The sequence below is a fragment of the Stenotrophomonas sp. Steno-Z4 genome (assembly GCF_056393145.1).
Window position 1 is genome coordinate 115,783 of record NZ_JBWJPC010000003.1, and the last position, 23,788, is coordinate 139,570.

The following is a 23,788-nucleotide window of genomic DNA, read 5'->3' on the forward strand; positions in this document are numbered from 1 at the left end:
CTCACCCGCCGCCAGGCACTCCAGGCCGGTGCCTCGGCGCTGGCCGTCATGGCGCTGCCGGGTTTTGCGATGGCGCGCACCCCTTCCCCCGCTCCGGAGAACACTTTCATGTCCGAGAATTTCGTCACCACCAAAGACGGCGTCCGCATCTTCTACAAGGACTGGGGCCCGCGCGATGCGCAGCCCATCGTCTTCCACCACGGTTGGCCGCTGTCGTCGGACGACTGGGACACCCAGATGCTGTATTTCCTGCAGAAGGGCTACCGCGTGATCGCCCATGACCGCCGTGGCCACGGCCGCTCGGCACAGGTCAGCGACGGGCATGACATGGACCACTACGCAGCCGATGCCTCCGCTGTGTTCGAGCACCTGGACCTGCGCAATGCCGTGCATATCGGCCATTCCACCGGGGGTGGCGAAGTGGCGCGCTACGTGGCCAGGCATGGCCAGCCGCAGGGGCGCGTTGCCAAGGCGGTGCTGGTCAGCGCCGTGCCGCCGCTGATGCTGAAGACGGCGGCCAACCCCGGTGGCCTGCCGATCGAAGTGTTCGACGGCATCCGTGCCGGTGTCGCGGCCAACCGTGCGCAGCTGTTCGTGGACTTCCCGACCGGCCCGTTCTATGGCTTCAACCGCCCCGGTGCGACCATCTCGCAGGGCGTGATCCAGAACTGGTGGCGCCAGGGCATGATGGGCAGCGCCAAGGCCCACTACGAAGGCATCAAGGCCTTCTCCGAAACCGACCAGACCGAAGACCTGAAGGCGATCACCGTGCCCACGCTGGTCATGCACGGCGACGACGACCAGGTGGTGCCGATCGCGGACGCAGCGCTGCTGTCGGTGAAGCTGGTGAAGAACGGCACCCTGAAGGTCTACAAGGGCTACCCGCACGGCATGCTGACCACGCACGCCGACGTGATCAATCCGGACCTGCTGGCCTTTATCAAGTCCTGATCAGGCGCTGCCACCCGGCATCCGGAACGTAAACGCTGTACCGGTGGCCTCGTCCGAGGCCACCGCCAGCGTGCCCCCATGCGACCGCGCAATCTCCGCGGCGATGTAGAGCCCCAGCCCCAGGCCAGGCCGCGGCAGCTCCGCCTGCTCGCGCGAGAACGGCCTGAAAATGGTCGCCAGTCGCTCGGCGGGAATATGCCCGCTGTTGCGCACGGTCAGTACCAGTCCGCTTGAAACGGCCTGTACCTCCAGTGCGATCGGCGCAGCGGCATCGCCATGCTGCACGGCATTGGTCAGCAGGTTGGCCAGCAATTGGCCCAGCCGGTTCGGATCACACACCACCGCGCCATCGATCTCCATCCGCACTGCGATATCCGAGCGCCCGGTAGCGTTCGCCACCTCGTCCACCACGTGCTGCAGATCGGCCGCCAAGCCGTCGGCGCTGCGCAATGCGACGGGAATGCCGCCACCCAGCCGGCCACGCGCGAAGTCGAGCACATCGCTCACCAGCCCCTCCATGCGATTCACGCTGGAGGTGATGTGGTCGAACATGCGCTGCTGGTAATCCGTATGCGGCGCAGCTTCGAGTGCTTCGGTCACGAAGCTGATCGACTGCAGCGGATTGCGAAGATCGTGGCCCAGCACTGCGATGAACTGGTCGCGCAGCTCAGCCACCTGCTGCGCATCGGACAGCGCCACTGCCGCCTGTTCAAGGCGTTCTTCGGTATCGAGGTAATTGCCGACCAGCTCGGCCAACAGTTCCATCGAGCGCTGGATATGCAGCTCATCGAACGTGGCAGGCGCCGAATCGATCGCACACAGGGTGCCGAAGAAGCTGCCATCCGGACGATGGATCGGTACCGAGGCGTAGCTCTCCAGCCCATAGATGCGCGGGGTGTGGTGGGTGGAGTAGACCGGGTGCAGGCTCGCATGGGCGAACACCACCGGCTTGGGCGACTGCCGGATCTCATCGCAGATGGTGGTCTCCAGCACCAGCTGGCCGCCCGCCACCAGGCCGAAGCCCAGGGTGTCGTGGGTGGCGCACGCCGTCCAGGTGGTATCGGTCACCCGGGCAATGGCCGTGAACCGGCAGCCGGTGATGTGGGCCACCGTCTCGAGGATGCGCGGCACGGCCGCAATGCGGCCGATCTCGGCGATATCGCGGAGCAGGGCGGGATCGGACAGTTGGCGCATGGGGTTCAAGCAGGTCTTCAGGCCAGTAATGGTCACACGAATCGTGCCGTGTTGGGATCCATCCAGAGCCGCACACCGCGCGACCAGGGGAGATGCTTAACGGTTCAGTCGCCGCAGGATTGGTGCAGAATGGCCTGCGCCCAGCCCATGGAGGAACGATGTTCAAGCGTTTGATGCAGAGCCTGACCGGCAAGCCCGCCAGCGCCAAACCACCGGTAGCCGTGTCCCAGCCTGCAGCGCCTCCGGCGGAGGCAGCCCAAGCCCAGATCATCACCGTGTACGACGCCCACGGCCGGGAACTGCAGGTCACCCGGGCCGACTGGCGCGACAACATGCTGTTGCCCCAGATCAAGGCGATGTGGGACCAGCCCAACGAGCTTTACCAACTCATCCTCAATGCGCTGGACGACGAGTTCGCCGCCGAGGTTGATCCTGCGTCCCAGCGGATGCTGGAGATCGACCCCATCGTGGAACGGGCACACGTCATCCGCGCGATCGTGCTGATGCAGCAGGAACGCTTCGATCAGGCCGGGCAGGTGCTGCGCGATGCAATCGGCAGGATCGGCGAGACCGCAACGCTCCTTACCAATCTCGCGAAGGTGCAGGCAGGCCGTGGCGAAGAGCATCAGGCCGATGCAACGTTGTGGAAGGCGCTGCAACTGGACCCCAACCAGGACAACGGCCTGGGCTGGTGGCTTGCACGGCAGCGCGAGCGCGGCGGTGAGCCCGCCCACCGGGCAGCACTGGAACAGGCGGCGGCCCTGCCGGGTAGCTGGCGCGCCAGCCTCTATCTGGGGCGGGAAAGCCTTGCGAAGAAGGATGTCCCGGCAGCGCTGGACCAGTTCCGCAGCGTTCTCGCCCAGGCAGCGCACAGCACAGATGTGTTGTTGGTCATTTCAGGCGACCTCGGCAATGCCGGCAGGATCGTCGAACTGGTGGACCTCATCGGTCCGTCCTACGACCCGGAAACGCATGGGCCGCAGGTCGGGATGAACCTGGTCCAGGCCTATCTCCATCTTGATCGCCTGGACGAGGGCGAGGCGCTGCTGCATCGCCTGTACGCGCTCAACATTCCGCCGTTCAAGCAGCATCTGGATGCAATGGCCAGCCAGTACGAGGCGCGCCGGGAAGCGGGTGCATCATCGCGGCCGATCGACACTGAAGAACTGCAGATCGCGACCATGCCGTTCGAACTTCCGATCTGGCGTTACGGCCTGCGCGAGCCGCAGTGGCTGTTTGCGAACAAGCCCGACAGTGCGCGCAAGGTGACGTTCCTGATGCTGGGCAAGGTCATGAGCGGCGAAGAGCGCGCGGAACAACAACGGGAAGATGAACTGGGGCGCCTGAGTCGCGCCATTCCGCTGTACCTGGCGGAAAGCGCCTACGAGTGGACATCCCTGCACGCCCACTGCCTGGCCGCAGTGGTCAGGGGTGGCGGGCCGGTGCTGTTCGGTGCGCAGGACGAGGCCGGCGAACGCGAAACCGCGGCGGGGTTCGCGTCCAGTACGGATCTGCTGGTACTCGGTTCCATTGGTGAGGCAGGGAACCTCTGGACGGTAGATCTTGGCATCTGGGATACCGCCCGCGTGGCATTGATCGGGCGCGAAGCGGTGTCGTCGGACAGGGCAGGGTTGGAGGCCGCGATACTGGAGCTGGAAGGCAGGGTGCTTGCACGCCTGGGCGGCGTACAGAGCGCGCCGCACGATGCGATCTACACGCGGCCCACGGCGGAACAGATGCAGCCGTATCTGGGCGCGCTGGCGCAGTCACTGACGCTGTCCCTGGTCGCCAACGAGGTCACGCGGAAGCAGGATCTGTGGGGCGAGCGTAACCTGATCGAATGGCCGCTTCGGATGGCACTGCAGTGGCCGGAGCAGGAAGTGTTCAAGGCCCTGTACCTGTCGGGTATCAGCCACGCGGCGCGCTACGGCTCCGAGCTGCTCGGCGAGTTCGAGGGGCGTTCGTTCGCCCTGCTGCACGAGATGGGGCAAGCTAAATCGCCCCTGGTCGACCTTGGACCGCTGCTGCTGCATGCCTTTGGCCGGGCCGACGAGCTGGCAGCGGTGCGAAGGGACACCGCCGATGCCCATCGCCTTGCATGGATTGAACGGGTTGTCGGAGTTGGCTAGATTGGCGGCTCGACAGTAGCTCAACCGGAAGAGACGCTGATGCCATCGCGCCGGGACACAGTGTTGAGAGCCGCATTCGTGTTCGTCACCTGGCTGATCATCGTGGTGGTATCGGCCGAATTCCTGATGGCGGCGTATGCAAAGTACGGGCTTCTGGATAGCCCCGCGTACGGGCGCTTCGTGGATCGCCATGGCTGGCTGTGGCTGCACCTGGCTGGCGGCGTGGTGGCCATCGTGGCCGGGCCGGTCCAGCTGTTGGCACGCTGGTGGTGGGAACGTCCTGCACTGCATCGGCGGGTTGGGTATCTCTACTTCGGTGGAGTCCTCACGGCCAGCGCGGCGGCGGCCGGATTGATCGCCACCACTCCCGCACCGCTTTCCATCAAGCTTGGTTTCGCGGGTACCGCGCTGGCATGGTTGACCACGGCGCTGTTGGCCATGAGTGCAATCCGCCGCAGTCGTGTGGAGCGCCACAGGACGTGGATGATCCGCAACTACGCGGTGACCCTGGCGCCCGTCCTGTTCCGTTTGATGTTGCCGGTGGCCATTGCCTCAGGCCTGGCACCGGGCGGAGCGCTCATCTCGTGCCTGCTGTGGGCAAGCTGGATATTACCGCTGGCCATGGTGGAAGCATTCCGCCGGAGGGCCCGTGCTTCCACTCCACCTTCTTGTAACGCGATCCGCTGAAGCGCGATTACATAACCCTCCTGAGGTAATTCATGTCTGCACTTGCCCTGCTGTTTGCCGCTGCAGCCTCCGCGAATTCCCCGGCGGCACCTGATGCCGCCACCGTAGCCGCTATCGAGGCGACCTGCTTTGACTATGTGGATGGCCAGCTGGAAGCCGATCCCCAGCGGGTAGCGCGGTCATTGCATCCAGACCTGGCCAAGCGGATGGTGCTGGGCGAAACCCCGGACGAGCGGCTTGGCCTGCGCCGCATGAGCAAGGAAGAGCTGGTGGGCCTGACCCGCCAGGGCGCGCTGAAGACGCCCAAGGCGGAGTGGGACCGTACCTGCCGCGTGCTGGACGTTACCGGCAACGCGGCCTCGGTGCGGCTGGAGACGCCCTGGTTCGTGGACTACTTCCACATGGGCCGTTTCGGAGAGCGCTGGATCATCGTGAACGCGCTCTGGTACTCCAAGCCCAGAGCGGCCTCCACGGCACCGGCGGCCAGATGATCAGGGCGAACACGCCGCATGGTGTGACAGCAGATCGGCGAGTCGCCCGCCGTCCGCAACAGCGGCAACATAGCCGTCGGGGCGCACCAGCACCCACTCGCCCGGCCCCAGTCCGTACGCGCGTTGGAAATGCCCAGCGCCGTCTCGCAGGTCACCCTTCGCCCCAATGAGGTGTACGTGCAGGCCCGCGCGCGGCGGCGCAGCGGATCGGTCGGCCGCGTAGCCCAGCAGCGTCCAGTGGGTGCCACGGAGTACCTCGAACAATCGGATGGGTTGCCCGCCCGCGCCCTGCAGCGGTGCATCAGGCGCGCGGTCGCCGGGCTCGATGCGCCCCTCGCGCGATTCGGCCGGCAGCGTAAGCGAAGACGCCCGATACCCCAGGTCGAGCTGCTGCACCTCACGACCACGCCGGTTGTCGCCGCGCTGGGCGTGCTCGAGAAGCCTGGTAGCAAGACCGAGCATTGCCGCCGCAACGGGCCTGCGTTCTTCTTCGTAAGTATCGAGCAGTACCTCTGGCGCGCCTTCCAATACGGACGCCAGCTTCCAGCCCAGGTTGTATGCATCCTGCGCGCTGGTGTTCAGTCCCTGGCCGCCGGTAGGGGGATGGGTATGCGCCGCATCGCCCACCAGGAACACCCGGCCCACGCGATACCGATCTGCCAGGCGTGCGTTCATCTGGTACGCGGAAGCCCACGAGACGCCTTCGACCGTGATGTCATCGCGCCCTGTCCGCTCGTGCACCATCGCGGCCAAGCCCTCGACGGACAGGTCCACCTCGCCCTCCAGCGGCACCGGTGCCTGCAACTGGAACAGGTCCGTGCCCATGAGCGGGCACAGCGAGATGCGGCGTGCCATGTCGCCCTCGTTGAAGTTGTGCCACGCATCGCGTGGCAGGCCCTGCAGCACGATATCGGCGACGACGGCGCGAACGCCCAGGGTCCGGCCCGGGAAAGGAATCGCCAAAGACTGGCGCACGAAGCTGCGGCCGCCGTCGGCGCCGATCAGGTAACGGGTTCTGATCGTCTGCTCGCCGCTGGGCGTGGCGATGCGGACGTGGACACCTTCGCCATCCTGATCGACGCCGAGCAACGTGTGGCTGAATTGCACGGCATGGCCCAGTTCGGCCAAGCGCTCGCGCATGACGGCTTCGGTGAGGAACTGCGGCACCATGAGCGGCTGGCGATAAGGCTCGGCGGGGGTAGCCAGCGCAGCTTCCAGCACCGCGCTGTCGGTGCTGCTGCCATCGGCATTGTGGGTACGCGAAAGGGGGTACGGCCCGCCGGTAGCGAACAACCGGTTGAGGATCCCCATGTCCTCGAACACCTCCTGGCTGCGGGGCTGGATGCCCTTGCCGCGCGAGCCATGGAACGGCTGGTCGCGCTGCTCCAGCAGCCTGAAGGACACGCCACGCCGGGCCAGTTCGATGGCCAGGGTCAAACCAGCGGCACCGGCGCCACAGATCACAACATCAGGGGTGTTACCCATCGGTTTCTCCAGGTATGTGTAATATGCACGTATCTGGAGGGGATGCTATGCCTGCGAAAAAGAGAGTGCAAGATACACATATTTCGACCGAGCTGAAGTCGCTGCACCTGTCCATGGTCAGCCTTGTCAGCGTGATGAACCGCCCGCGCAACGACGAGCGACTCCTGCAGGAAGCGGGGGTGAAGCTGGACCAGGCTCTGTTTCGGCTGCTGGTGGTGATCGAGCGGGTCGGGCCGATCGGGGTGGTCGAATTGGCTGACCGGTTGGGTCGCGACTACACGACCATCAGCCGGCAGGTCGCCAAGCTGGCAACCATGGAACTGATCACCCGCCAGGGCAATCCGCAGGACCGCCGGATCCGCGAGGCCACCATTGCGCCCAAGGGCAAGGAGATGACTGACCGCTTGGACGCCGCGCGCGAGCGGATGGGCAGGGTCATCTTCGAATCATGGGAGCCGCAGGAGGTATCGGACCTGGTGCGGCTGATGGCGAAATTCGCCGATGCAATGGAAGCGGTCGAACGTGGGACACCGGAGTAGAGCCACCGAGGCGCTGGCCAACGCGCACTGGCCGAGGCGATAGGCAGCGGCCAACCGCTTCGTTTCGAATCCGTGCCCGGGGTGCCGGGATTACCTGCTCAGCCCGTTGCAGCAGCACACCACTGAATCGCTGCGCGAGCGCTGACCCGAACGCGCGCGATGCCGAGCTTGCAGCCGCACAGGATCAGACCTGCGCCATGCCGCCGTCCACGAACAGCTCGATGCCGTTGACGAAGCTCGCCTGGTCAGAGGCCAGGAATGCCACGGCGTTGGCCACTTCCTGCGGTTCGCCCAGTCGTCCCAGGGGCACCTGCGCTGCCAGGTGGTCGAACAGACCCTGACGGGCGTCGTCGGGCACCAGATCGCCGAGGCCGGGGGTGCGGATCGGCCCCGGGCTGACAACGTTGACCCGGATGCCGCGCTCCTTGAGGTCCAGCGCCCAGGAACGGGCGAAGTTGCGCACTGCTGCCTTGCTGGCGCTGTACACGCTGAAGTTGGCCGTGCCCTGGATGGACACGGTAGAGCCGGTGAGGATGATCGATGCCCCATCGGCCAGCAGCGGCAGCGCCTTCTGCACGGTGAACAGGACGCCACGGACATTGGTGGCGAAGATGCGGTCGAAGTGCTCTTCGGTAATCGCACCCAGCGGCAGCATGTCGCCGCCACCGGCGTTGGCGTGCAGGATATCCAGTCTGCCAGCCTGCGTGGCGATCCGGGCGTAGACCGTGTCCAGGTCGGTGGGAAGCGCCGCATCAGCGCGAATCCCGGTGGCGGCCGGACCGATTGCGGCGACGGCCGCGTCCAGTTCGGCCTGGCGCCGGCCGGTGATGAAGACAGTGGCGCCCAGCGACGCGAGGTGGTGGGCGCTGGCCAGGCCGATGCCCGAGGTGCCGCCGGTGACGAGGGCGATCTTACCGGTAAGGAAGGCGGTGCTCATGATGTTCTCCGTTGGACGAGCGGGAGGATTCCCGCCGCTGTTGGGAGAACGATAGGCTTGGCCGATTGGTGGATAAAGATGGATTAATGAGAATCACTATGCATGCATGTGCATAATGGGCGCATGAACCAACTTTCCGCCATCCGTGCCTTTGCCCGGGTCGTCGAAGCGGGCAGCTTCGTCCGCGCCGCCGAGTCCCTGGACATGCCCACCGCCACCCTCAGCAAGCTGGTGCGCGAGCTCGAAGCGCACTTGGGCGTACGCCTGCTGCAGCGGACCACGCGGCGTGTATCGGTGACGGCCGAGGGGCAGGACTACTACGAGAAGGCCGGTCGTCTGCTGCGTGACCTGGAGGATATCGATGCGTCGTTCAGTGCCGCGCGGGGCACGCCGCGGGGACTGTTGCGCGTGGACGTCGGCGGTTCGACCGCACGCGACGTGCTGGTGCCCGCGCTGCCGGCCTTCATGGCGCGGTACCCGGATATCCGCATCGAGCTGGGCGTCTCCGACCGGCCGGTGAACCTGATTGGTGAGAACGCCGACTGCGTGATCCGCGGCGGGCCATTGGACGATTCATCGCTGGTTGCGCGCCATGTTGGCGATGCCACCTTGATCACCTGCGCCAGCCCGGGCTACCTGAAAGCGCATGGCGTGCCGGCCTACCCCGAAGAACTTCGCAACGGGCACCGGCTGGTGAGCTACGTGCTCAGCTCCACCGGGCGCGCCGTGCCGTTCCGCTTCCGGGGTGATGCGGGAAGTGTGGAGATCAAGGGCGGGCACCGTCTCGGCATCAATGAAAGCAACGCCCACCTGGCCGCGGCGATTGCGGGCTTGGGGCTGGTACAGACCTTCAGCTATGCCGCCGCGCCTGCACTTGCCAGCGGTGCGCTGGTGGAAGTGCTGCGGGCCTGGCGACCGGCGCTGTATCCGTTCCACGTGGTGTATCCGCATAACCGGCACGTGACCCACCGCCTGCGGGTGTTCATCGACTGGCTGGCGGAAATGATGCCCGGGCTGCTGGCAGCCGGTTTCCAGGAACTCGACACCGACGCGCGGGTGGAGAAGCCGGCGACCACGGGCCGTTACAGGGTGCGGGCGTGAGCACACAGCGCCATACAGTTGCGAGGTGCTTGATCGCGGCGGCTTCGTGCGCGCCGCTTACGGCGTTGGCGACCAATTACACAGGCGTGCTGACGACCGCAATTGGCATTCCATTGCTTTTCGTCGCAGCAGGCTTGCTGCTGACCCTGCTGATCGTGCGCACGCAGACGCGGACATGGCTGACGTGGCTGGCGACGCTGCTTGCGCTGGCCCTGTTGCTGGCGGGCGTGTGGGTATTCGAGATGGATACGTGGCGGCTCTGGCCGTACGCCACTGACAGCCAACGCGTAACCAAGGGCGCAACAGTGGCGGTGTATTGCACACTTTGGTTGGCGGTATTGGTTCAGACATGCTTACTCTGGATACTCAGGCCGCGACGACCACAGGCGCATTGACCTTCCCACCATCCGGGCAGACCCCCCCGGGCAACGAGGCAACCATGGCAGATCCTTACAACAGCGCCGCACACCCGTCGACCGCGACCCGACTGGACGATTCCATGGTGACCACCGCCTTCGAGCTGCCCGGGTTCCGGATCACGCGCAACCTGGGGGTGGTACGGGGCATTACGGTGCGCTCGCGCTCCATCGTCGGCAACTTCCTGGGCGGTATCCAGACCTTGTTCGGCGGCAACATCACCATCTATACCGAGCTATGCGAGCAGGCGCGCGAGGAGACCTATCGCGATATGGCCAAGCATGCACGGATGCTGGGGGCCAACGCGATCATCGGCATGCGCTACGACGCGACCGACATCATGACCGGGCTGACCGAGGTGCTGTGCTATGGCACGGCGGTGGTGGTGGAGCCGTTGCGGTGATTCGTTCAAGGGCGATACGCGGTTTGTATCGTGGACTGCTGCAGGTGGTATTGGCGCTGCGCATGCTGTCGGCACGATCCTGTGCGGATGCAGACGCACGACGATGTTTCATTTGAAGGGCAGGTTGGGCTGGTTACCGGTGCAGCCAGTGGACTGGGCCTGGCCTACAGCAGGCTGCTGGCCTCGCGCGGTGCGCGGGTTGTCATGCATGACGTGGGCGCCGGGCTGGATGGAAGCGGGCAGGACCCGGCGCGGATCGATGCGACGGTGGCGCTGCTGCGCGGTACCGGGCTGCAAGTGCATGCCGCGCACGCGGCGATCGACCAGCGCGACGGCTGCCGCGCGCTGATCGCCGACATCGTCGCCCGCCATGGCCGGATCGACTTCATCATCCACAACGCAGGGTGGGTGGAGTACCAGCAGATCGATGCGCTGGAGGAAGACCGCTTCGACCACATGATGACCATCGCGGCCAAGGCGCCGCTGTGGCTGGCCGAGGCGGCGTGGCCGTCGATGCAGGCACGCCACCATGGCCGCATCGTGCTGACCACCTCCGATCGCGCGCTGTATCCGCAGTACGTGCAGAAGGGCCTGGCTGCGTATGCGGCCGCGAAGATGGCAGCCGTGGGTATCGTCAACGTGCTGGCCGCTGAGGGCGCACCGCACAACATCGTGGTCAATGCCATCTCGCCGGTGGCCAAGACCCGCATGTGGGGCGTGGAGGGCGAGCCCGATGAGCTGCACCCGGATGCGGTCGCGCCGGGCGTTGCCTTCCTGGCATCAACGGCCTGCCGCGATGGCGGCTGGATCCTGCGTGCCAGCAACGGCCAGTTCCACGCAACCCGCAGCGTGGAGGCCGACGATGTGGCCTACCCGCGCGACCTGCGCGCCACGTCCGCCGACAGCATCGAAGACATCGCCGCGCAATGGTCGCGCATCGCGCAGCCCGCGGTGGAACCACGCAGGTAGTCAACGGCACGGCATACTGGCGGGGTTTCCGTCCAGCGCATGCATGCCCATGGTTGATCTCCGCCTGCTTCGCCAGTTCGTTGCTGTTGCTGAAGAGCTGCACTTCCACCGCGCGGCCGCGCGCCTGCACATGTCGCAGCCACCGCTGACAGCGGCCATCCGCAAGCTGGAAGACGAGATCGGCAGCGAGCTGATCCAACGCGGCAACCGTACCCTTGGGCTGACGGCCGCCGGGGCAGTGCTGCTGGCCGAGGCACGCCTGCTGCTGCAGCAGGCCGACCATGCGCTGGTGGCCACTCGCGATGCGGCTGAAGGGCGCACCGGTACCGTGCGGCTGGGCTATGTGGGCAGCGCACTGTACGGGCGGCTGCCCGGGGTGATCCGCAGCTTCCGCCAGGGCAGCCCGGACGTTCGCCTGGAGTTGATCGAAGCCACCTCCGCACGCCAGATCCAGATGCTGCGCGAACAGCGGATCGACGTGGGCGTGGTGATTCCACCGGTGTTCGAGGCCGACGACATGCGGCTGCAGGCATTCGACAGTGACCGCTTGGCGATCGCGCTGCCGCGCGCGCACCCGCTAGCAGAGCAGGCGCATCTCACGGTCGCGATGTTGGCCGACGAACCGTTCGTGCTGTGGCCGGCGCGCGAGGGCAGGGGCTTCCATTCGCAGGTCGTGCGCCTTTGCGCGGCGGCAGGATTCACACCGCGGGTGGTGCAGGAAGCGCACGGCATGCACGCGGTCCTGTCACTGGTGGCGGTGGAGGCGGGCATCTCGGTGGTCCCCGCCAGCATGGCCGGGTTCCGCAGTGCGGAAGTCGCCTATCACCCGTTGGCGGGGGGCGAGGCCACGTTCGAGCTGCAGCTGTGCCTGCGCGCAGATGAAGCATCGCCGGCGGCACTCAACTTCGCCCGCCACGGGGCCGGGGGGCGACCGGGCAATGCCGACCGGTAGTGCCGACCGTTGGTCGGCACCGCGAGCCCGGATCACCCCGTCACCGGGTGCGTTTCACCCAGGCGCGCACTACCAGGCCGATCAATGCGGCGAAGACGACCCACGACACGACGTCGAACACGCCATCGCCAACCAGCGCGCTGACCAGACCCAGCAGGCTTGCCGCGGCGATCCACGCGGGCGCCGTGAACGGGCTGCCATTGGGCGCAGGCGTCCGGCTCATGCAGCACCCCCGGTTTTTTCAGCGCGCTCGATCTCGGTTACCCGCGCTTCGGTGCTGCCGCGCTTGAACCACAGGTACAGGCCGCTGACCAGTACCGCGATGGTGAGCAGGTCCAGCAGCGCCCACAGGATCTTCAGCGGTAGCTTGCCGTAGTCGCCGAAGTGCAGTGGCTGGCTGAGCAGCAGCACGCTCATGTAGGTGGGCAGCTGCGGCTGGGCGGTGAGTTCACCGGTGGCCGCATCGATCAGCACCGGGCGGTACAGGCGTTCGGTGAGCGGGGTGTTGCCCTGCATGAACACGCCATAGTGATGATCGCCGCTGTAGCCGGTACCCGGGAAGCTGACAAAGGCCGGGCGCATGCCGGGCTCGGCAGCGCGTGCGGTGTCCACCGCGGCCTGCAGCGAGGCCAGCGTGGTCGGGCGCGGCTGGCCGGCGTAACGCGCGGCGAACTCGCCGAGCTGCTGGCTCTGCCAGGCGGTTTCCAGTGGCTTCGCGATCGTGTTGATGGCGCCGGTGATACCCACCACCAGCGCCCAGCCCAGGGTGACCACGCCGATCACGTTGTGCAGGTCCAGCCAGGCCAGCCGGCGGCTGCGCCCGGTGCGCAGGGTGCCGAAACGCTGGCGGCGCATGAAGGGGCCGTACAGCACCAGGCCGGAGATGATCGCCACGGCGAACAGCAGGCCCATCGCGCCCATGAACAGCATGCCGGGCAGGCCGAGGAACAGGTCGGTGTGCAGCCGGTACAGGAAGTACATTACCCCTTCGTTGAACTGCGGCGCGGGCAACACTTCACCGCTGCTGGCATCGAGCAGTGCGGTCTTCATCTGCGGCGGCGGCGTGGCCGGCTCGGTGCCGGTGTTGACGTACACCGTGTGGCCGTCCCAGTCCCAACCCACGAACAGCGGCACGTTGCCCGGGTACTGCGCCACGGCGGTGCGGACCTGTTCATCCAGGTTGCGATGCGCGGCCTGCGGCTGCGGGTTGTCCACGTGCGGTTCGCTGAGGTGGGCGATTTCCTCGCCGAACACCAGGGGCAGGCCGGTCACGCACAGCAGCAGCAGGAACAGGGTGCAGACCAGGCTGGTCCACTTGTGGACCAGGAACCAGGCTTTGATGGTGGAACGTTGCATTGAATTCTCTGGCGGCGGCTGGAGAGGGTACGGACACGGTAGTGCCGGGCCACGCCCGGCACACCGTCAGAACCGGTATGAAATCGTTCCGGTCACGGTGCGCGGATTGCCGGTGAAGCAGTCACCGAAATTACGGCACGGGGCGAAGTACTTCTTGTCGCCCAGGTTGGTGATGTTCAGCGCCATCGTCCAGTCGGTGACCTGCACTTCGGCCAGCGCGTCCACCAGCGTGTAGCTGGGCGTGCGGATGAAACCGCCGTAGCCCAGCGACTGGGTGTTGCCCACGTAACGGCCACCAACGCCCAGTCGCAGGCGCGCGTCGTCGACCAGCTGGAAGGCCTTGCCCAGCCACACCGAGGCCAGCTCCTGCGGGGTGTCGTTGAGGCGCTGGTTCACTTCCATGGCGAAGTTGCTCTTGGTCACTTCGGCCTTGTTGCGCGAGTACGCCGCGGTGAGGGTGATGTCGTGCGCGAACTGGAACTGGCCCTCGACTTCCACGCCCTTCGATTCGATCTCACCGGTCTGGATCACGTTCAAGACGTTGTCCGGATCGTTGGTCTGGCGGTTGGTTTCGGTGATGCGATAGGCGGCCAGGGTGACCAGCATGTTCGACGCCGGCTGCCACTTGATGCCGCCTTCCCACTGGTCGCCCTGCATCGGCTTGAACGCACGGCCGTACAGATCCTGGCCGGTTACCGGCAGGAACGACTCGCTGTAGCTGATGTACGGCGACACGCCCGCGCCGATCTCGCCGATCAGGCCGGCGCGGTAGGTGGTGGCGTTGTCGGTCTGGCTGGGGAGGCCTTCGGTCTTGCTGCGCGCATGGTCGCGGCGTGCGCCCAGCACCAGCGAGACGCGGTCGGCCCAGCGGATCTGGTCCTGCAGGTACACGCCCAGCTGGGTGGTCTGCTGGTCGGGCAGGCGGTCCCAGCCGTTGATGGTCACGCCGGTGGAGATCGGGTTGTAGATGTCGATCGGGGTCGGGGTGGCATCCAGGTTCGAGGACTTCTCGCGGTAATCGCTGTAGTCCACGCCGGCCAGCAGCAGGTGCTGGAACGCGCCGGTGGCGAAGTCGAACTGCACCGCATTGTCGCTGGTCAGCGAACGCACGTCCGGGCGCACGCCGTAGGCGTTGCGGTTGAGCACGCGCTTGTCGGCATCGATGAACGGGTCCAGCGGATTGGAGTAGGTATCCGGGTACAGTTCGCGGAATTCGGTCTTGCCATCCAGATAGCGCACGGCCGAGCGCAGGCTGATGCTGTCGCTGAAGCTGTGGTCGAACAGGGCGGTCACGCTGTACACGCGCGAATCGAGTTTGTCGAAATCGCGGTCGCCCAGGAACGTCGACGGATCCAGGCGCGGCGAACCGGCCGGTGCGTTGAGGGTCGCCACCACCGGCAGGAACTGCTGGCTCGAGGCGGTCTTGTCGTGCTGGTAGCTGGCCAGCACGGTCAGGGAGCTGCGCTCGCCCTGCCAGCTGATCGACGGCGCCAGGTACACGCGGTCGTCGTCGATGCTGTCAGTCTGCATGCCGGATTCGCGCACCAGGCCGACGAAACGACCGGCCAGGGTGCCGGCGTCGTTCAGGGTGCCGGCCACGTCGCCCTGGAACTGTCTGCGGTCGAAGTTGCCCAGCTGCAGGGCGACTTCGCCGCCGAGGTCGCCGAAGGTCGGGCGCTTGGTGATGGCATTGATGATGCCGCCGGTGGCGCCGGCGCCGTACAGCACCGACGAGGGGCCGCGCAGCACTTCCACCCGCTCCAGGCCGTACACCTCGGTGCGTGCCAGCGGATTGAAGCCGTAGCTGCGGCGCAGGCCGTCCAGGTATTGCACCGGGTCGAGGCCGCGCACGGTGCTGCCGTCGCTGCGGGTATCCAGGCCGTAGGCATCGGCGGTCACGCCGGCGCTGTAGCGCAGGGTTTCCTGCAGGTTGCGGGCGCCACGGTCGGTGAACAGCTCGTGGGTCACCACGCTGATCGCCTGCGGGGTCTGGGTGAGCGGGGTATCGGTCTTGGTGGCGGTGCTGGCGCGGTCGGCGACCACGCTGACCGCGTCCAGAGTACGGGCGGTGCTGCTGTCCTCGGCATGGGCCATGGCCGACGCCAGCAGGGTTGGAACCAGCAGGAGCAGGGGCGAACGGCGTGACAGGGCAGGCATGACGGGGTTCCCGGTGACTAAGGGCCCGGATTATCGGGAGGTGAGGATGCGAACGCAAATGAATCTCAGATACAAGCCTATGGGGCGCGGTTTTCATCCGTCTGCCACATCCCCTGCACGAGCCCTACGCGGTGCCGGTCTTAACGTAGTCCGTCCCCGTTTCGTCATTGGAGACACGCCATGAATACCCTGCAGACGGCCGCCCGGGCGATGCGCAACGGCCTGGAGGAGATGGCGGCCCTGTTGGTGGGCGAGCGCGCCGAGGACCTGCGCCGTGACGATACCGCCGCGCCGGGGGTGGGTATTCCGATGCCACGCCGGCTGCCGCTGCGCCGCGCGCTGCCGCGCGCCCGCAAGGGCATGGCGCCGTGGCAGAAGGTGGGCGCCCCGCGTCGCTGAGCGAACCTGAACAGGGGAACATGTCCCCCACACCGCGGTTATGGCTAACTAGCGCCCCGACCAACCGACGGAACGATGTGTGAAGACAGCAGGACGATGGGGGCTGGCCGTATTGATGCTGGTAGCAGCGCTGTGGGTAGCCGGGCTGCTGGCGTACCAGCTTTCCGGGCCGGGTTGGCTGAAGGGTGTGCTGTTGGCGGGGTGGGGCGCCTTTGCGCTTGCTACCGCCGTGGCCGTTGGCCGGGCCCGCGCCGGGCGCTGGCCGGGCCCGCTGTTCGTGGCGGCGCTGGTGCTCTGCGGTGTGTGGTGGCTGCTGCTCAGCCCGCGCCAGGACCGGGTCTGGGCCGATGATGTCGCCCAGCGCCTGAAGGTGGTTGAGTTCGACGGCTCCAGGGTGGTGCTCGACAACGTACGCAACTTCACCTGGCGCACCGATGACGACCACGACGTGCGCTGGGAGCGCCGCGAGTACGACCTGGACCAGCTGCGTTCGGCCGACCTGGTGCTGTCGTACTGGATGGGGCCGATGATCGCGCACACGCTGGTCTCGTTCGGCTTCGCCGATGGCCGCCAGCTGGTGTTCTCGCTGGAGATCCGCAAGGAGCGCGGCGAATCGTTCTCGGCGCTGGGCGGGTTCTTCCGCAAGTTCGAGATGACCCTGGTGGCGGCCGAGGAAACCGACATCGTGCGGGTGCGCAGCAACGTGCGCGGCGAGGATGTGTACCTGTATCGCCTGAAGGGCATGACCCGCGACCAGCTCAAGGGCCTGTTCGTGTCCTACCTGGGCGAGGCGCGCAAACTGGATGCCGCACCGGCGTTCTACAACACGCTGACCAGCAACTGCACCACTATCGTGTACGAACTGGCCAAGCAGATCGCGCCGGGGTTGCCGCTGGACTACCGGCTGCTCGCCTCCGGCTATTTCGACGAATACGCGCGTGACCTGGGCGTGCTCACGCCCGGCGTGGACTTCGCCACGCTGAAGGCGCGCGGGCGCATCATCGATCGCGCGCGTGCCGCTGGCGATGATCCGCGCTTCTCGCAGCTGATCCGCGTCGGCGTGCCGGGCATCGACCCGGAGGTGAATCCATGAGCCGGCTCCTTCGCCGTGGCGCACCCCTGCTGGCGGTGCTGCTGTCGCTGCTGCTGTCCAGCGGCTGCGCCATGGTCACCATGAAGCAGGTCTCGCCCACCGATTACCTGGCCAACAAGCGCGGCGATGTGCTCACCTCCGGCAAGTTCAGCATGGCCTCGCAGGAAACGCTGAGCGTGATCGGCCTGGACGTGGCGCTGTGCGAGAAGGATGTTGCCGCCTGCGAGAAGACCCTGAAGGACACCCGCGACCTGCCCGAGGAACAGCGGCTGTCAACGCTGTCCGAGCTGTGGGTGAAGAACGCGCTGGCACTCACGCCCAAGCCGAAGGACCGCGACAAGACCCCGATGTCCGATGCAGCGCTGGATGCGTGGCTGGAAGCAGCGCGGTACGCGTATGCCTACCTGTTCTTCAGCGGGCGCACGCCGTCGGACCGCGCGTTCGAAGACCGCCAGACCCAGGTGCGCGACTACTACAACTACGCCGCCGAACAGACCGCCACGGTGGTGTTCAAGCGCAGTCGCGAAAGCGCGCTGGAAGGGGAGGACTACAACGCCGCGGTGGCGGGCGAGCGCTGGACGCTGACCTCGGACTTCGACGAGCTGCGCCTGGCCAGCATTCCCACCACGATGGTGTCGGCATCTTCGGTGAGTTTCGCCGGCCTGCGCAGTACCTATCGCCGCGACGGCTTTGGTGCCGAGCTGGTGGTGGTGATGGACCCGCCCAAGCTGATCGCGCCGGTGGACGGTGAGAAGGCCGAGATTCCGCAGTACAGCGAGATGTCGGCAATCAATGCCACCGCGTTGCTGCGCTTCAAGGGCGATACGCTGCAGCAGGTGCTGGACACCACCCAGGTGCTGTTCGACGTGTATTCGCCTGAATCCACCGAAAGCGTGGACCTGCATGGCGAGAAGGTGCCGCTGGCCGGCAACTTCACCGCCGCCTACGGCATGTGGCTGGCCCAGTCCGGCTTTGCCACCCAGTCGCTGCGCACGCTGTTCGGCCTGAGCGAAGGCATTGCCGAACCGCACATGTACCTGATGCAGCCGTGGGATCCGAACCGCCGCATCATCTTCATGCTGCATGGGCTGGGCAGCAGCCCGGAGGCCTGGGTGAACGTGGCCAACGAGATCCTGGGCGACCCCGAGCTGCGCAGACACTTCCAGGTGTGGCAGGTGTACTACCCGACCAATGCGCCGATTGCACTGAACCGTTTCGAGATCGACCAGGCGTTCGACAACACGCTCCGGCATTTTGACCCGAAGGGCACTTCGCGTGCGTCGAAGGACATGGTGTTCATCGGCCACAGCATGGGCGGCGTGCTGGCCCGGTTGCTGGTCACCAGTTCCGGCGACACGTTGTGGAACCAGCTGCTGGCCAACTACGACCTGAAGGGTGAACGGCTCAAGCGCGTCCAGGCCAAACTGGGCCCGCTGCTGCACTTCGATGCCGAACCGAACGTGGAGCGCGCCATCTTCATCGCCGCACCCCACCAGGGCACCGATATCGCCGGCAACCGGGTCGGACGCTTCATCGGGCGCCTGGTGCGCCTGCCGATCACCATCCTCGGCAAGTTCGAGGATGTGTTCCAGGCCCTGCAGCAATCCGAAGTGCAGTCGGCGCAGGCCACCAAGCTGCAGATTCCCAACAGCATCGACAACCTCAAGGCCACCGATCCGTTCGTGAAGGCGGCCGCCGCCCTGCCGATCATGCCGGGCCTGAAGTACCACTCGATCATCGCCCAGCGCAAACCCGAGGTGCCGCTGGAGCAGTCCGACGACGGCCTGGTGCCCTACTGGAGCGCGCACCTGCCCGGCGCGGTGTCGGAGAAGGTGATCATCTCCGGCCACAGCGTGCAGGAAACCCCGCAGGCGGTGCTGGAGATCCGGCGGATCCTGCGCGAAGACCTGGAAGAGGTGGCGCCGTAGCGGTCAGACCCGCCGCGCCACCACCACGCTCGCAGCGGCCAGCAGCAACATGATCGCGAACGTCTGCAGGTAACCCAGGGTCACATCCACCGACAGCATCAGCGCGAACAGCGAGCCGGAAATGGCCAGCGTGGTGGCCACGCCCAGCGCCTCGCTCAGCTGCAGCGCAGAGGTGTTCGCGCCCTGCTGCGCCGGCGGTGACAACGACAATGTCAGCACCGACAGGCTCGGGTAGATCAGCCCCATGCCAAGTCCGGTCAAGGTCCACCCGGCCAGCGCCAGGGCCAACGGTACGCCGGGCTGGATCGCCAGCGCGGTGCCGATGATGCCGGTGCACATCAGCAGCGCGCCGGCGGTGAGCAGCTGGCGACGCGACAGCCCCTGGCCCCCATGGCCCTGGAACCACGACCCGCTGAACCAGCCCAGCGCGCCCAGGCTCAACGCCACCCCGGCCAGCAGCGGGCTCAGGCCACGCTCACGCTGCAGCAGCAGCGGCAGGAACGCCTCGCAACCAAAGAACGCCGACGCCGCGATACCGCGCAGGGCGATCACGCTGGGCAGGCCACGGCGCAGGCGCAGGGTGCCGCGCGGCAGCAGCTTCCAGCTGCACAGCGCCAACAGCGCCACCGCCGGCAGCAGCACGGCCAGTGCCGGCCAGCCAACCTGCTGGCCGCCCACGTACAGCAGCAGCGCGCCCACGGATGCACCGATCGCCCAGCGCACCACGCTGCCCTCCGAACGCGGCGCGGCCGCCAGCGGCGGCACCGCGCGCAGCGCCGGCCGCAAAAGCAGCGCGGCCGGGATGGCCAGCAGCGGCACGCCCAGGAACACCCAGCGCCAGCCGGCGTGCTGCACGATCAACCCGCTGATGGCAGGGCCGATCAGCGAGGGCACCACCCAACCTGCCGAGAACGCGGCAAAGACGCGTGGCCGCAGCGATTCGGGGAAGGTGCGCCCGACCAGCACGTACAGCGACACGGAAATGGCACCGGCGCCCAGCCCCTGCAGCAGCCGGCCGATCACCAGCACCGGCATGTGCTGGGCGAGTCCGGCCACCAGCAGGCCGGCGATGAAGCAGCACAGGCCCACCCACAACGGTCGGGCAGGGCCAAGCCGGTCGCTCCAGCGGCCCGCCAGGGTCATGCCGATCACGCTGGTGGCCAGCGTGCCGCCGAACGCCAGCGCGTACAGGCGCAGGCCATCCAGCTCATGCGCCACGGTGGGCATGGCCGCAGCCACGGCCAGCGCTTCGAACGCGTGCAGCGACACCAGCGCGACCATGCCGATGGTGGTGGCGCGGTAGCGCGGCGAGAGGATCGACGTGGGCGCGTCGGCGGGCAGTACAGCGACATCGGAAGACATGCGGATTCCAGGAACGAAGAAGCGCGGTGCTTGCGGCACACCGCGAGGTGCCGCACGATGACACCTTAACCATGGTTGAGGTCAAGCAGTGATCGCGCAGGAGCTGAGTGTAGGCGACGTGGCACGTCGCAGCGGCGTGGCGGTATCGGCGCTGCACTTCTATGAGCGCAAGGGCCTGATCCGCAGCCTGCGCACGGCCGGCAACCAGCGTCGCTTCAGCCGCGACGTACTGCGTCGGCTGGCGGTGATCCGCGTCGCACAGCGGGTGGGTATGCCGTTGGAAGCGGTGGCCAATGCATTTGCGGCGCTGCCGGAAAACAAGACGCCGACCCGCGCCGAGTGGGCGAAGATGTCGGCGCTGTGGCGCGGCGAACTGGATCAACGCATCGAGGAACTGCTGCTGCTGCGCGACCAGCTCACCGACTGCATCGGCTGTGGGTGTCTTTCACTGAAGCGCTGCCGGTTGGCCAATCCCGGAGACGCGTTGGGCGAGCAGGGGGATGGCGCGCAGCGCTGGGGCTGACCCGGATCAGTCGTTGGCCGCCGACAACGCCTGTCCCCGTCGCGTCGCCGCGTCGATCGCCCGCGCCACGATCGCTTCGAAGTCCTCGCCCTGGAAGCTCTCGATCGCGGCCTGCGTGGTGCCGTTCGGCGAGGTGACGCGCCGACGCAGCTCTGCCGGGGATTCGCCGGATTCGTCCAGCATGCGGCTGGCGCCCAGCAGGGTCTGCACCACCAGCGTGCGCGCGGCGTCGGCCGGCAGGCCCTGCGCGATACCGGCTGCTTCCATCGCCTCGGCCAACAGGAACACATAGGCCGGGCCACTGCCGGAGACGGCGGTGACCGCATCCATGCGTGCTTCATCCTCGATCCACACCGTGCGCCCGGCGCTGGCCAGCACGGTGTCGGCCTGGCCACGCTGTTCGGCGCTGACCCCGGCGGTGGCAAACAGACCGGTCACGCCTGCACCCAGCAGCGCCGGGGTATTGGGCATGGCGCGTACCACCGCGCCGGTACCGCCCAGCCAGCGCAGCAGCTGCGCACTGGTGATGCCGGCGGCGATGGATACCACCAGCGGGGCCTGGGCCTGGGCGATCTCCGCCAGCGACGCACAGACATCGCGCAGCACCTGCGGCTTCACCGCCAGCACCCATACCGCGCCCTGCGCGGCCGCTTCGCTGGCGCTGGCGTAGGTCTTCACGCCGAAGTCGGTGGTGAGCTGGCTGCGCAGCCCGGCCACCGGTTCGGCCACATGGATGTTGCCCGGGGCAGTGCCCTGGCGGACCAGGCCGGCGATCAGGCTGCGCGCCATGTTGCCGCCGCCGATGAAGGTGATCGAAGTGCTCATTGGGCATCCTTGTATGTGATCTGGGCCGCGGGGCAGGGGCCCGCGCTACGGGTGGGTAAGCCCCTCAATGCCGTGCGCCGAACAAGGCGGTGCCGACGCGGACCATGGTCGCGCCATGGGCAATGGCGTCGGGATAGTCGCCGCTCATGCCCATCGAGAGGGTGTCGGCCTGCGGGTAGCGGGTGGCCAGCTCGGCAAACAGCGCGTGCATGCGTTCAAAGGCCTGGGCGCGGCGGTGTGGGTCCGGCCACGGCGCAGGGATGGCCATCAGCCCGCGCAGGCAAAGGCGTGGTTCGGCGGCGATGGCGGCGGCCAGCGCCGGCACGGCGTCGGGCGTGCAGCCGTGCTTGCTGCCTTCATCGTCGATATTGACCTGCACCAGCACGTTCAACGGCGGCAACGCGGCCGGGCGGTGCGTAGCCAGCGCGGTAACCAGCTTGGCCCGGTCCACGCTCTGCACCCAGTCGAAGCGCTCCGCGGCCAGGTCGGCCTTGTTGGACTGCAGGTGGCCGATCAGGTGCCACTCCAGCCCCAGGGCCGCCAGCGCATCGATCTTTGCCACCGCTTCCTGCACGTAGTTCTCGCCGAACGCGCGCTGGCCCTGCGCCGCCAGCGCCGCCACGGCCTCGGCCGGCTGGGTCTTGGACACCGCCAGCAGGCCCGGCGGTGGCCGCCCGGCGGCCGTGGCCGCGTTGTGCAGGTTCAGCAGCAGGGTGGGCAGGGGCAGGGCGGTCACGGGTGGGCGCTCACGGGGCAGGACACAAAGAGATTTCGCGGTGGATCAGGGAGGCTATACTGCCGACCGGGGAAAGATCCTTCCAGTCGCAGCAGTCTATGGGGAGTAGCAGCGTATGGATATCGCCGAGCTGTTGGCGTTTTCCGTTAAGAACAAAGCGTCGGACCTTCATCTGTCGGCAGGCCTGCCGCCGATGATCCGCGTGGACGGCGATGTCCGTCGCATCAACATTCCGGCCTTGGACCACAAGCAGGTCCACGCGCTCGTTTACGACATCATGTCGGACAAGCAGCGCCGCGATTACGAGGAATTCCTCGAAGTCGACTTCTCGTTCGAGATTCCCAGCCTGGCGCGCTTCCGCGTCAACGCGTTCAACCAGAACCGTGGCGCCGGTGCGGTCTTCCGTACCATTCCGTCCGAAGTGCTGACCCTGGAAGACCTGAACACGCCGCCGATCTTCCGCGAGCTGATCGACCAGCCGCAGGGCCTGATCCTGGTGACCGGCCCGACCGGTTCGGGCAAGTCGACCACGCTGGCGGCGATGATCGACTACATCAACAAGAACGAATACGGCCACATCCTCACCGTCGAGGATCCGATCGAATTCGTGCACACCTCGCAGAAGTGCCTGATCAACCAGCGCGAAGTGCACCGCGATACGCACGGCTTCAACGAAGCACTGCGTTCGGCACTGCGTGAAGACCCGGACATCATCCTGGTCGGCGAACTCCGCGACCTGGAAACCATCCGGCTGGCGCTGACCGCCGCCGAAACCGGCCACCTGGTGTTCGGCACGCTGCACACCAGCTCGGCGGCCAAGACCATCGACCGCATCATCGACGTGTTCCCCGCCGGCGAAAAGCCGATGGTGCGCTCGATGCTGTCCGAATCGCTGCGCGCGGTGATTTCGCAGGCACTGCTCAAGAAGGTGGGCGGCGGGCGCACCGCCGCGTGGGAAATCATGGTCGGCACCCCGGCCATCCGCAACCTGATCCGCGAAGACAAGGTGGCGCAGATGTACTCGGCGATCCAGACCGGCCAGCAGATGGGCATGATGACGCTCGACCAGCACCTGCAGGACCTGGTCAAGCGCAGCCTGATCACGCGCAACCAGGCCAAGGAATACGCCAAGGACAAGCGCATCTTCGAATGAT

General features: G+C 66.8%; 24 protein-coding genes. 15 read left to right on the forward strand and 9 right to left on the reverse strand.

Annotation, left to right across the window (positions count from 1 at the left end; all coding sequences use genetic code 11):
• Positions 1 to 108 precede the first annotated feature (108 nt).
• Positions 109 to 951 (forward strand): alpha/beta fold hydrolase, encoded by an 843-nt coding sequence (locus tag AC06E7_RS09310; RefSeq protein ID WP_237334343.1) that lies wholly within the window; start codon positions 109 to 111, stop codon positions 949 to 951.
• Here AC06E7_RS09310 and AC06E7_RS09315 read toward each other — a convergent pair whose 3' ends face one another.
• Entirely contained in the window at positions 952 to 2,145 is a 1,194-nt protein-coding gene (locus AC06E7_RS09315) for a GAF domain-containing sensor histidine kinase (RefSeq protein WP_478064286.1), read from the reverse strand.
• A gap of 158 nt (positions 2,146 to 2,303) precedes the next feature.
• On the opposite strand from AC06E7_RS09315, the gene AC06E7_RS09320 reads away from it, so the two are divergent.
• The 3 genes from AC06E7_RS09320 to AC06E7_RS09330 all read left to right on the forward strand — a co-directional run bounded on the left by AC06E7_RS09320 (position 2,304) and on the right by AC06E7_RS09330 (position 5,452).
• Complete coding sequence (locus AC06E7_RS09320) at positions 2,304 to 4,274, forward strand: tetratricopeptide repeat protein (RefSeq protein WP_478064288.1); 1,971 nt, start codon at positions 2,304 to 2,306, stop codon at positions 4,272 to 4,274.
• Positions 4,275 to 4,352: 78 nt separating this feature from the next.
• Entirely contained in the window at positions 4,353 to 4,961 is a 609-nt protein-coding gene (locus AC06E7_RS09325; RefSeq protein ID WP_478064290.1) for a DUF2306 domain-containing protein, read from the forward strand.
• 32 nt (positions 4,962 to 4,993) lie between these two features.
• Positions 4,994 to 5,452, forward strand: coding sequence for a nuclear transport factor 2 family protein (locus AC06E7_RS09330; protein ID WP_478064291.1), 459 nt, complete (start codon positions 4,994 to 4,996; stop codon positions 5,450 to 5,452).
• On the opposite strand, the gene AC06E7_RS09335 is transcribed toward AC06E7_RS09330, so the two are convergent.
• A complete protein-coding gene (locus AC06E7_RS09335) occupies positions 5,453 to 6,937 on the reverse strand; it encodes an FAD-dependent oxidoreductase (RefSeq protein WP_478064293.1) in 1,485 nt (494 codons plus the stop codon).
• Between the two features lie 47 nt (positions 6,938 to 6,984).
• Between AC06E7_RS09335 and AC06E7_RS09340 the strand changes: the two genes are divergently transcribed.
• Positions 6,985 to 7,476, forward strand: a complete 492-nt coding sequence (locus AC06E7_RS09340) for a MarR family winged helix-turn-helix transcriptional regulator (protein WP_068849701.1) — start codon at positions 6,985 to 6,987, stop codon at positions 7,474 to 7,476.
• A gap of 184 nt (positions 7,477 to 7,660) precedes the next feature.
• Here the strand turns inward: AC06E7_RS09340 and AC06E7_RS09345 are convergent, their stop codons facing one another.
• Positions 7,661 to 8,413, reverse strand: a complete 753-nt coding sequence (locus AC06E7_RS09345) for an SDR family NAD(P)-dependent oxidoreductase (protein WP_478064296.1) — start codon at positions 8,411 to 8,413, stop codon at positions 7,661 to 7,663.
• A 123-nt stretch (positions 8,414 to 8,536) separates the two neighbouring features.
• Between AC06E7_RS09345 and AC06E7_RS09350 the strand changes: the two genes are divergently transcribed.
• From AC06E7_RS09350 to AC06E7_RS09370, 5 genes are all read left to right on the forward strand, one after another.
• The gene (locus tag AC06E7_RS09350) at positions 8,537 to 9,514 is read left to right on the forward strand and encodes a LysR family transcriptional regulator (RefSeq protein ID WP_478064298.1); all 978 of its coding nucleotides are present in this window, start codon (positions 8,537 to 8,539) and stop codon (positions 9,512 to 9,514) included.
• 65 nt (positions 9,515 to 9,579) lie between these two features.
• Positions 9,580 to 9,909, forward strand: coding sequence for a hypothetical protein (locus AC06E7_RS09355; protein WP_320458734.1), 330 nt, complete (start codon positions 9,580 to 9,582; stop codon positions 9,907 to 9,909).
• A 44-nt stretch (positions 9,910 to 9,953) separates the two neighbouring features.
• Positions 9,954 to 10,334 carry a heavy metal-binding domain-containing protein gene (locus AC06E7_RS09360; protein ID WP_184125035.1) on the forward strand — a complete coding sequence of 127 codons (381 nt, stop codon included), beginning with the start codon at positions 9,954 to 9,956 and terminating at the stop codon, positions 10,332 to 10,334.
• Between the two features lie 87 nt (positions 10,335 to 10,421).
• The gene (locus tag AC06E7_RS09365; RefSeq protein WP_095363713.1) at positions 10,422 to 11,303 is read left to right on the forward strand and encodes an SDR family NAD(P)-dependent oxidoreductase; all 882 of its coding nucleotides are present in this window, start codon (positions 10,422 to 10,424) and stop codon (positions 11,301 to 11,303) included.
• Between the two features lie 49 nt (positions 11,304 to 11,352).
• Positions 11,353 to 12,255, forward strand: coding sequence for a LysR family transcriptional regulator (locus tag AC06E7_RS09370; protein ID WP_478064301.1), 903 nt, complete (start codon positions 11,353 to 11,355; stop codon positions 12,253 to 12,255).
• A gap of 40 nt (positions 12,256 to 12,295) precedes the next feature.
• Here the strand turns inward: AC06E7_RS09370 and AC06E7_RS09375 are convergent, their stop codons facing one another.
• The 3 genes from AC06E7_RS09375 to AC06E7_RS09385 all read right to left on the reverse strand — a co-directional run bounded on the left by AC06E7_RS09375 (position 12,296) and on the right by AC06E7_RS09385 (position 15,768).
• Complete coding sequence (locus AC06E7_RS09375; RefSeq protein WP_068849717.1) at positions 12,296 to 12,478, reverse strand: hypothetical protein; 183 nt, start codon at positions 12,476 to 12,478, stop codon at positions 12,296 to 12,298.
• Complete coding sequence (locus tag AC06E7_RS09380) at positions 12,475 to 13,611, reverse strand: PepSY-associated TM helix domain-containing protein (RefSeq protein ID WP_478064303.1); 1,137 nt, start codon at positions 13,609 to 13,611, stop codon at positions 12,475 to 12,477. Before AC06E7_RS09380 ends, AC06E7_RS09375 begins: the two co-directional genes overlap by 4 nt.
• 66 nt (positions 13,612 to 13,677) lie before the next feature.
• A complete protein-coding gene (locus AC06E7_RS09385) occupies positions 13,678 to 15,768 on the reverse strand; it encodes a TonB-dependent siderophore receptor (RefSeq protein WP_478064305.1) in 2,091 nt (696 codons plus the stop codon).
• Between the two features lie 180 nt (positions 15,769 to 15,948).
• Here AC06E7_RS09385 and AC06E7_RS09390 point away from each other — a divergent pair, with 180 nt between their 5' ends.
• From AC06E7_RS09390 to AC06E7_RS09400, 3 genes are all read left to right on the forward strand, one after another.
• Positions 15,949 to 16,167, forward strand: a complete 219-nt coding sequence (locus AC06E7_RS09390) for a hypothetical protein (protein WP_249833851.1) — start codon at positions 15,949 to 15,951, stop codon at positions 16,165 to 16,167.
• A gap of 115 nt (positions 16,168 to 16,282) precedes the next feature.
• Positions 16,283 to 17,260: an Lnb N-terminal periplasmic domain-containing protein gene (locus AC06E7_RS09395; protein ID WP_478064608.1), complete on the forward strand. Its 978-nt coding sequence runs from the start codon at positions 16,283 to 16,285 to the stop codon at positions 17,258 to 17,260.
• Positions 17,257 to 19,188, forward strand: coding sequence for an esterase/lipase family protein (locus tag AC06E7_RS09400; RefSeq protein WP_478064307.1), 1,932 nt, complete (start codon positions 17,257 to 17,259; stop codon positions 19,186 to 19,188). Before AC06E7_RS09395 ends, AC06E7_RS09400 begins: the two co-directional genes overlap by 4 nt.
• A 3-nt stretch (positions 19,189 to 19,191) precedes the next feature.
• On the opposite strand, the gene AC06E7_RS09405 is transcribed toward AC06E7_RS09400, so the two are convergent.
• Complete coding sequence (locus AC06E7_RS09405) at positions 19,192 to 20,550, reverse strand: MFS transporter (RefSeq protein ID WP_478064308.1); 1,359 nt, start codon at positions 20,548 to 20,550, stop codon at positions 19,192 to 19,194.
• An 88-nt stretch (positions 20,551 to 20,638) separates the two neighbouring features.
• On the opposite strand from AC06E7_RS09405, the gene soxR reads away from it, so the two are divergent.
• On the forward strand, positions 20,639 to 21,073 hold the full coding sequence (gene soxR, locus AC06E7_RS09410; protein ID WP_176472643.1) for a redox-sensitive transcriptional activator SoxR: 435 nt from the start codon (positions 20,639 to 20,641) through the stop codon (positions 21,071 to 21,073).
• Between the two features lie 6 nt (positions 21,074 to 21,079).
• Here soxR and proC read toward each other — a convergent pair whose 3' ends face one another.
• A complete protein-coding gene (gene proC, locus AC06E7_RS09415; RefSeq protein WP_478064311.1) occupies positions 21,080 to 21,898 on the reverse strand; it encodes a pyrroline-5-carboxylate reductase in 819 nt (272 codons plus the stop codon).
• 64 nt (positions 21,899 to 21,962) lie between these two features.
• Positions 21,963 to 22,634 carry a YggS family pyridoxal phosphate-dependent enzyme gene (locus tag AC06E7_RS09420; RefSeq protein ID WP_478064312.1) on the reverse strand — a complete coding sequence of 224 codons (672 nt, stop codon included), beginning with the start codon at positions 22,632 to 22,634 and terminating at the stop codon, positions 21,963 to 21,965.
• A gap of 115 nt (positions 22,635 to 22,749) precedes the next feature.
• Between AC06E7_RS09420 and AC06E7_RS09425 the strand changes: the two genes are divergently transcribed.
• Entirely contained in the window at positions 22,750 to 23,787 is a 1,038-nt protein-coding gene (locus AC06E7_RS09425; protein ID WP_068849741.1) for a type IV pilus twitching motility protein PilT, read from the forward strand.
• Position 23,788 lies beyond the last annotated feature (1 nt).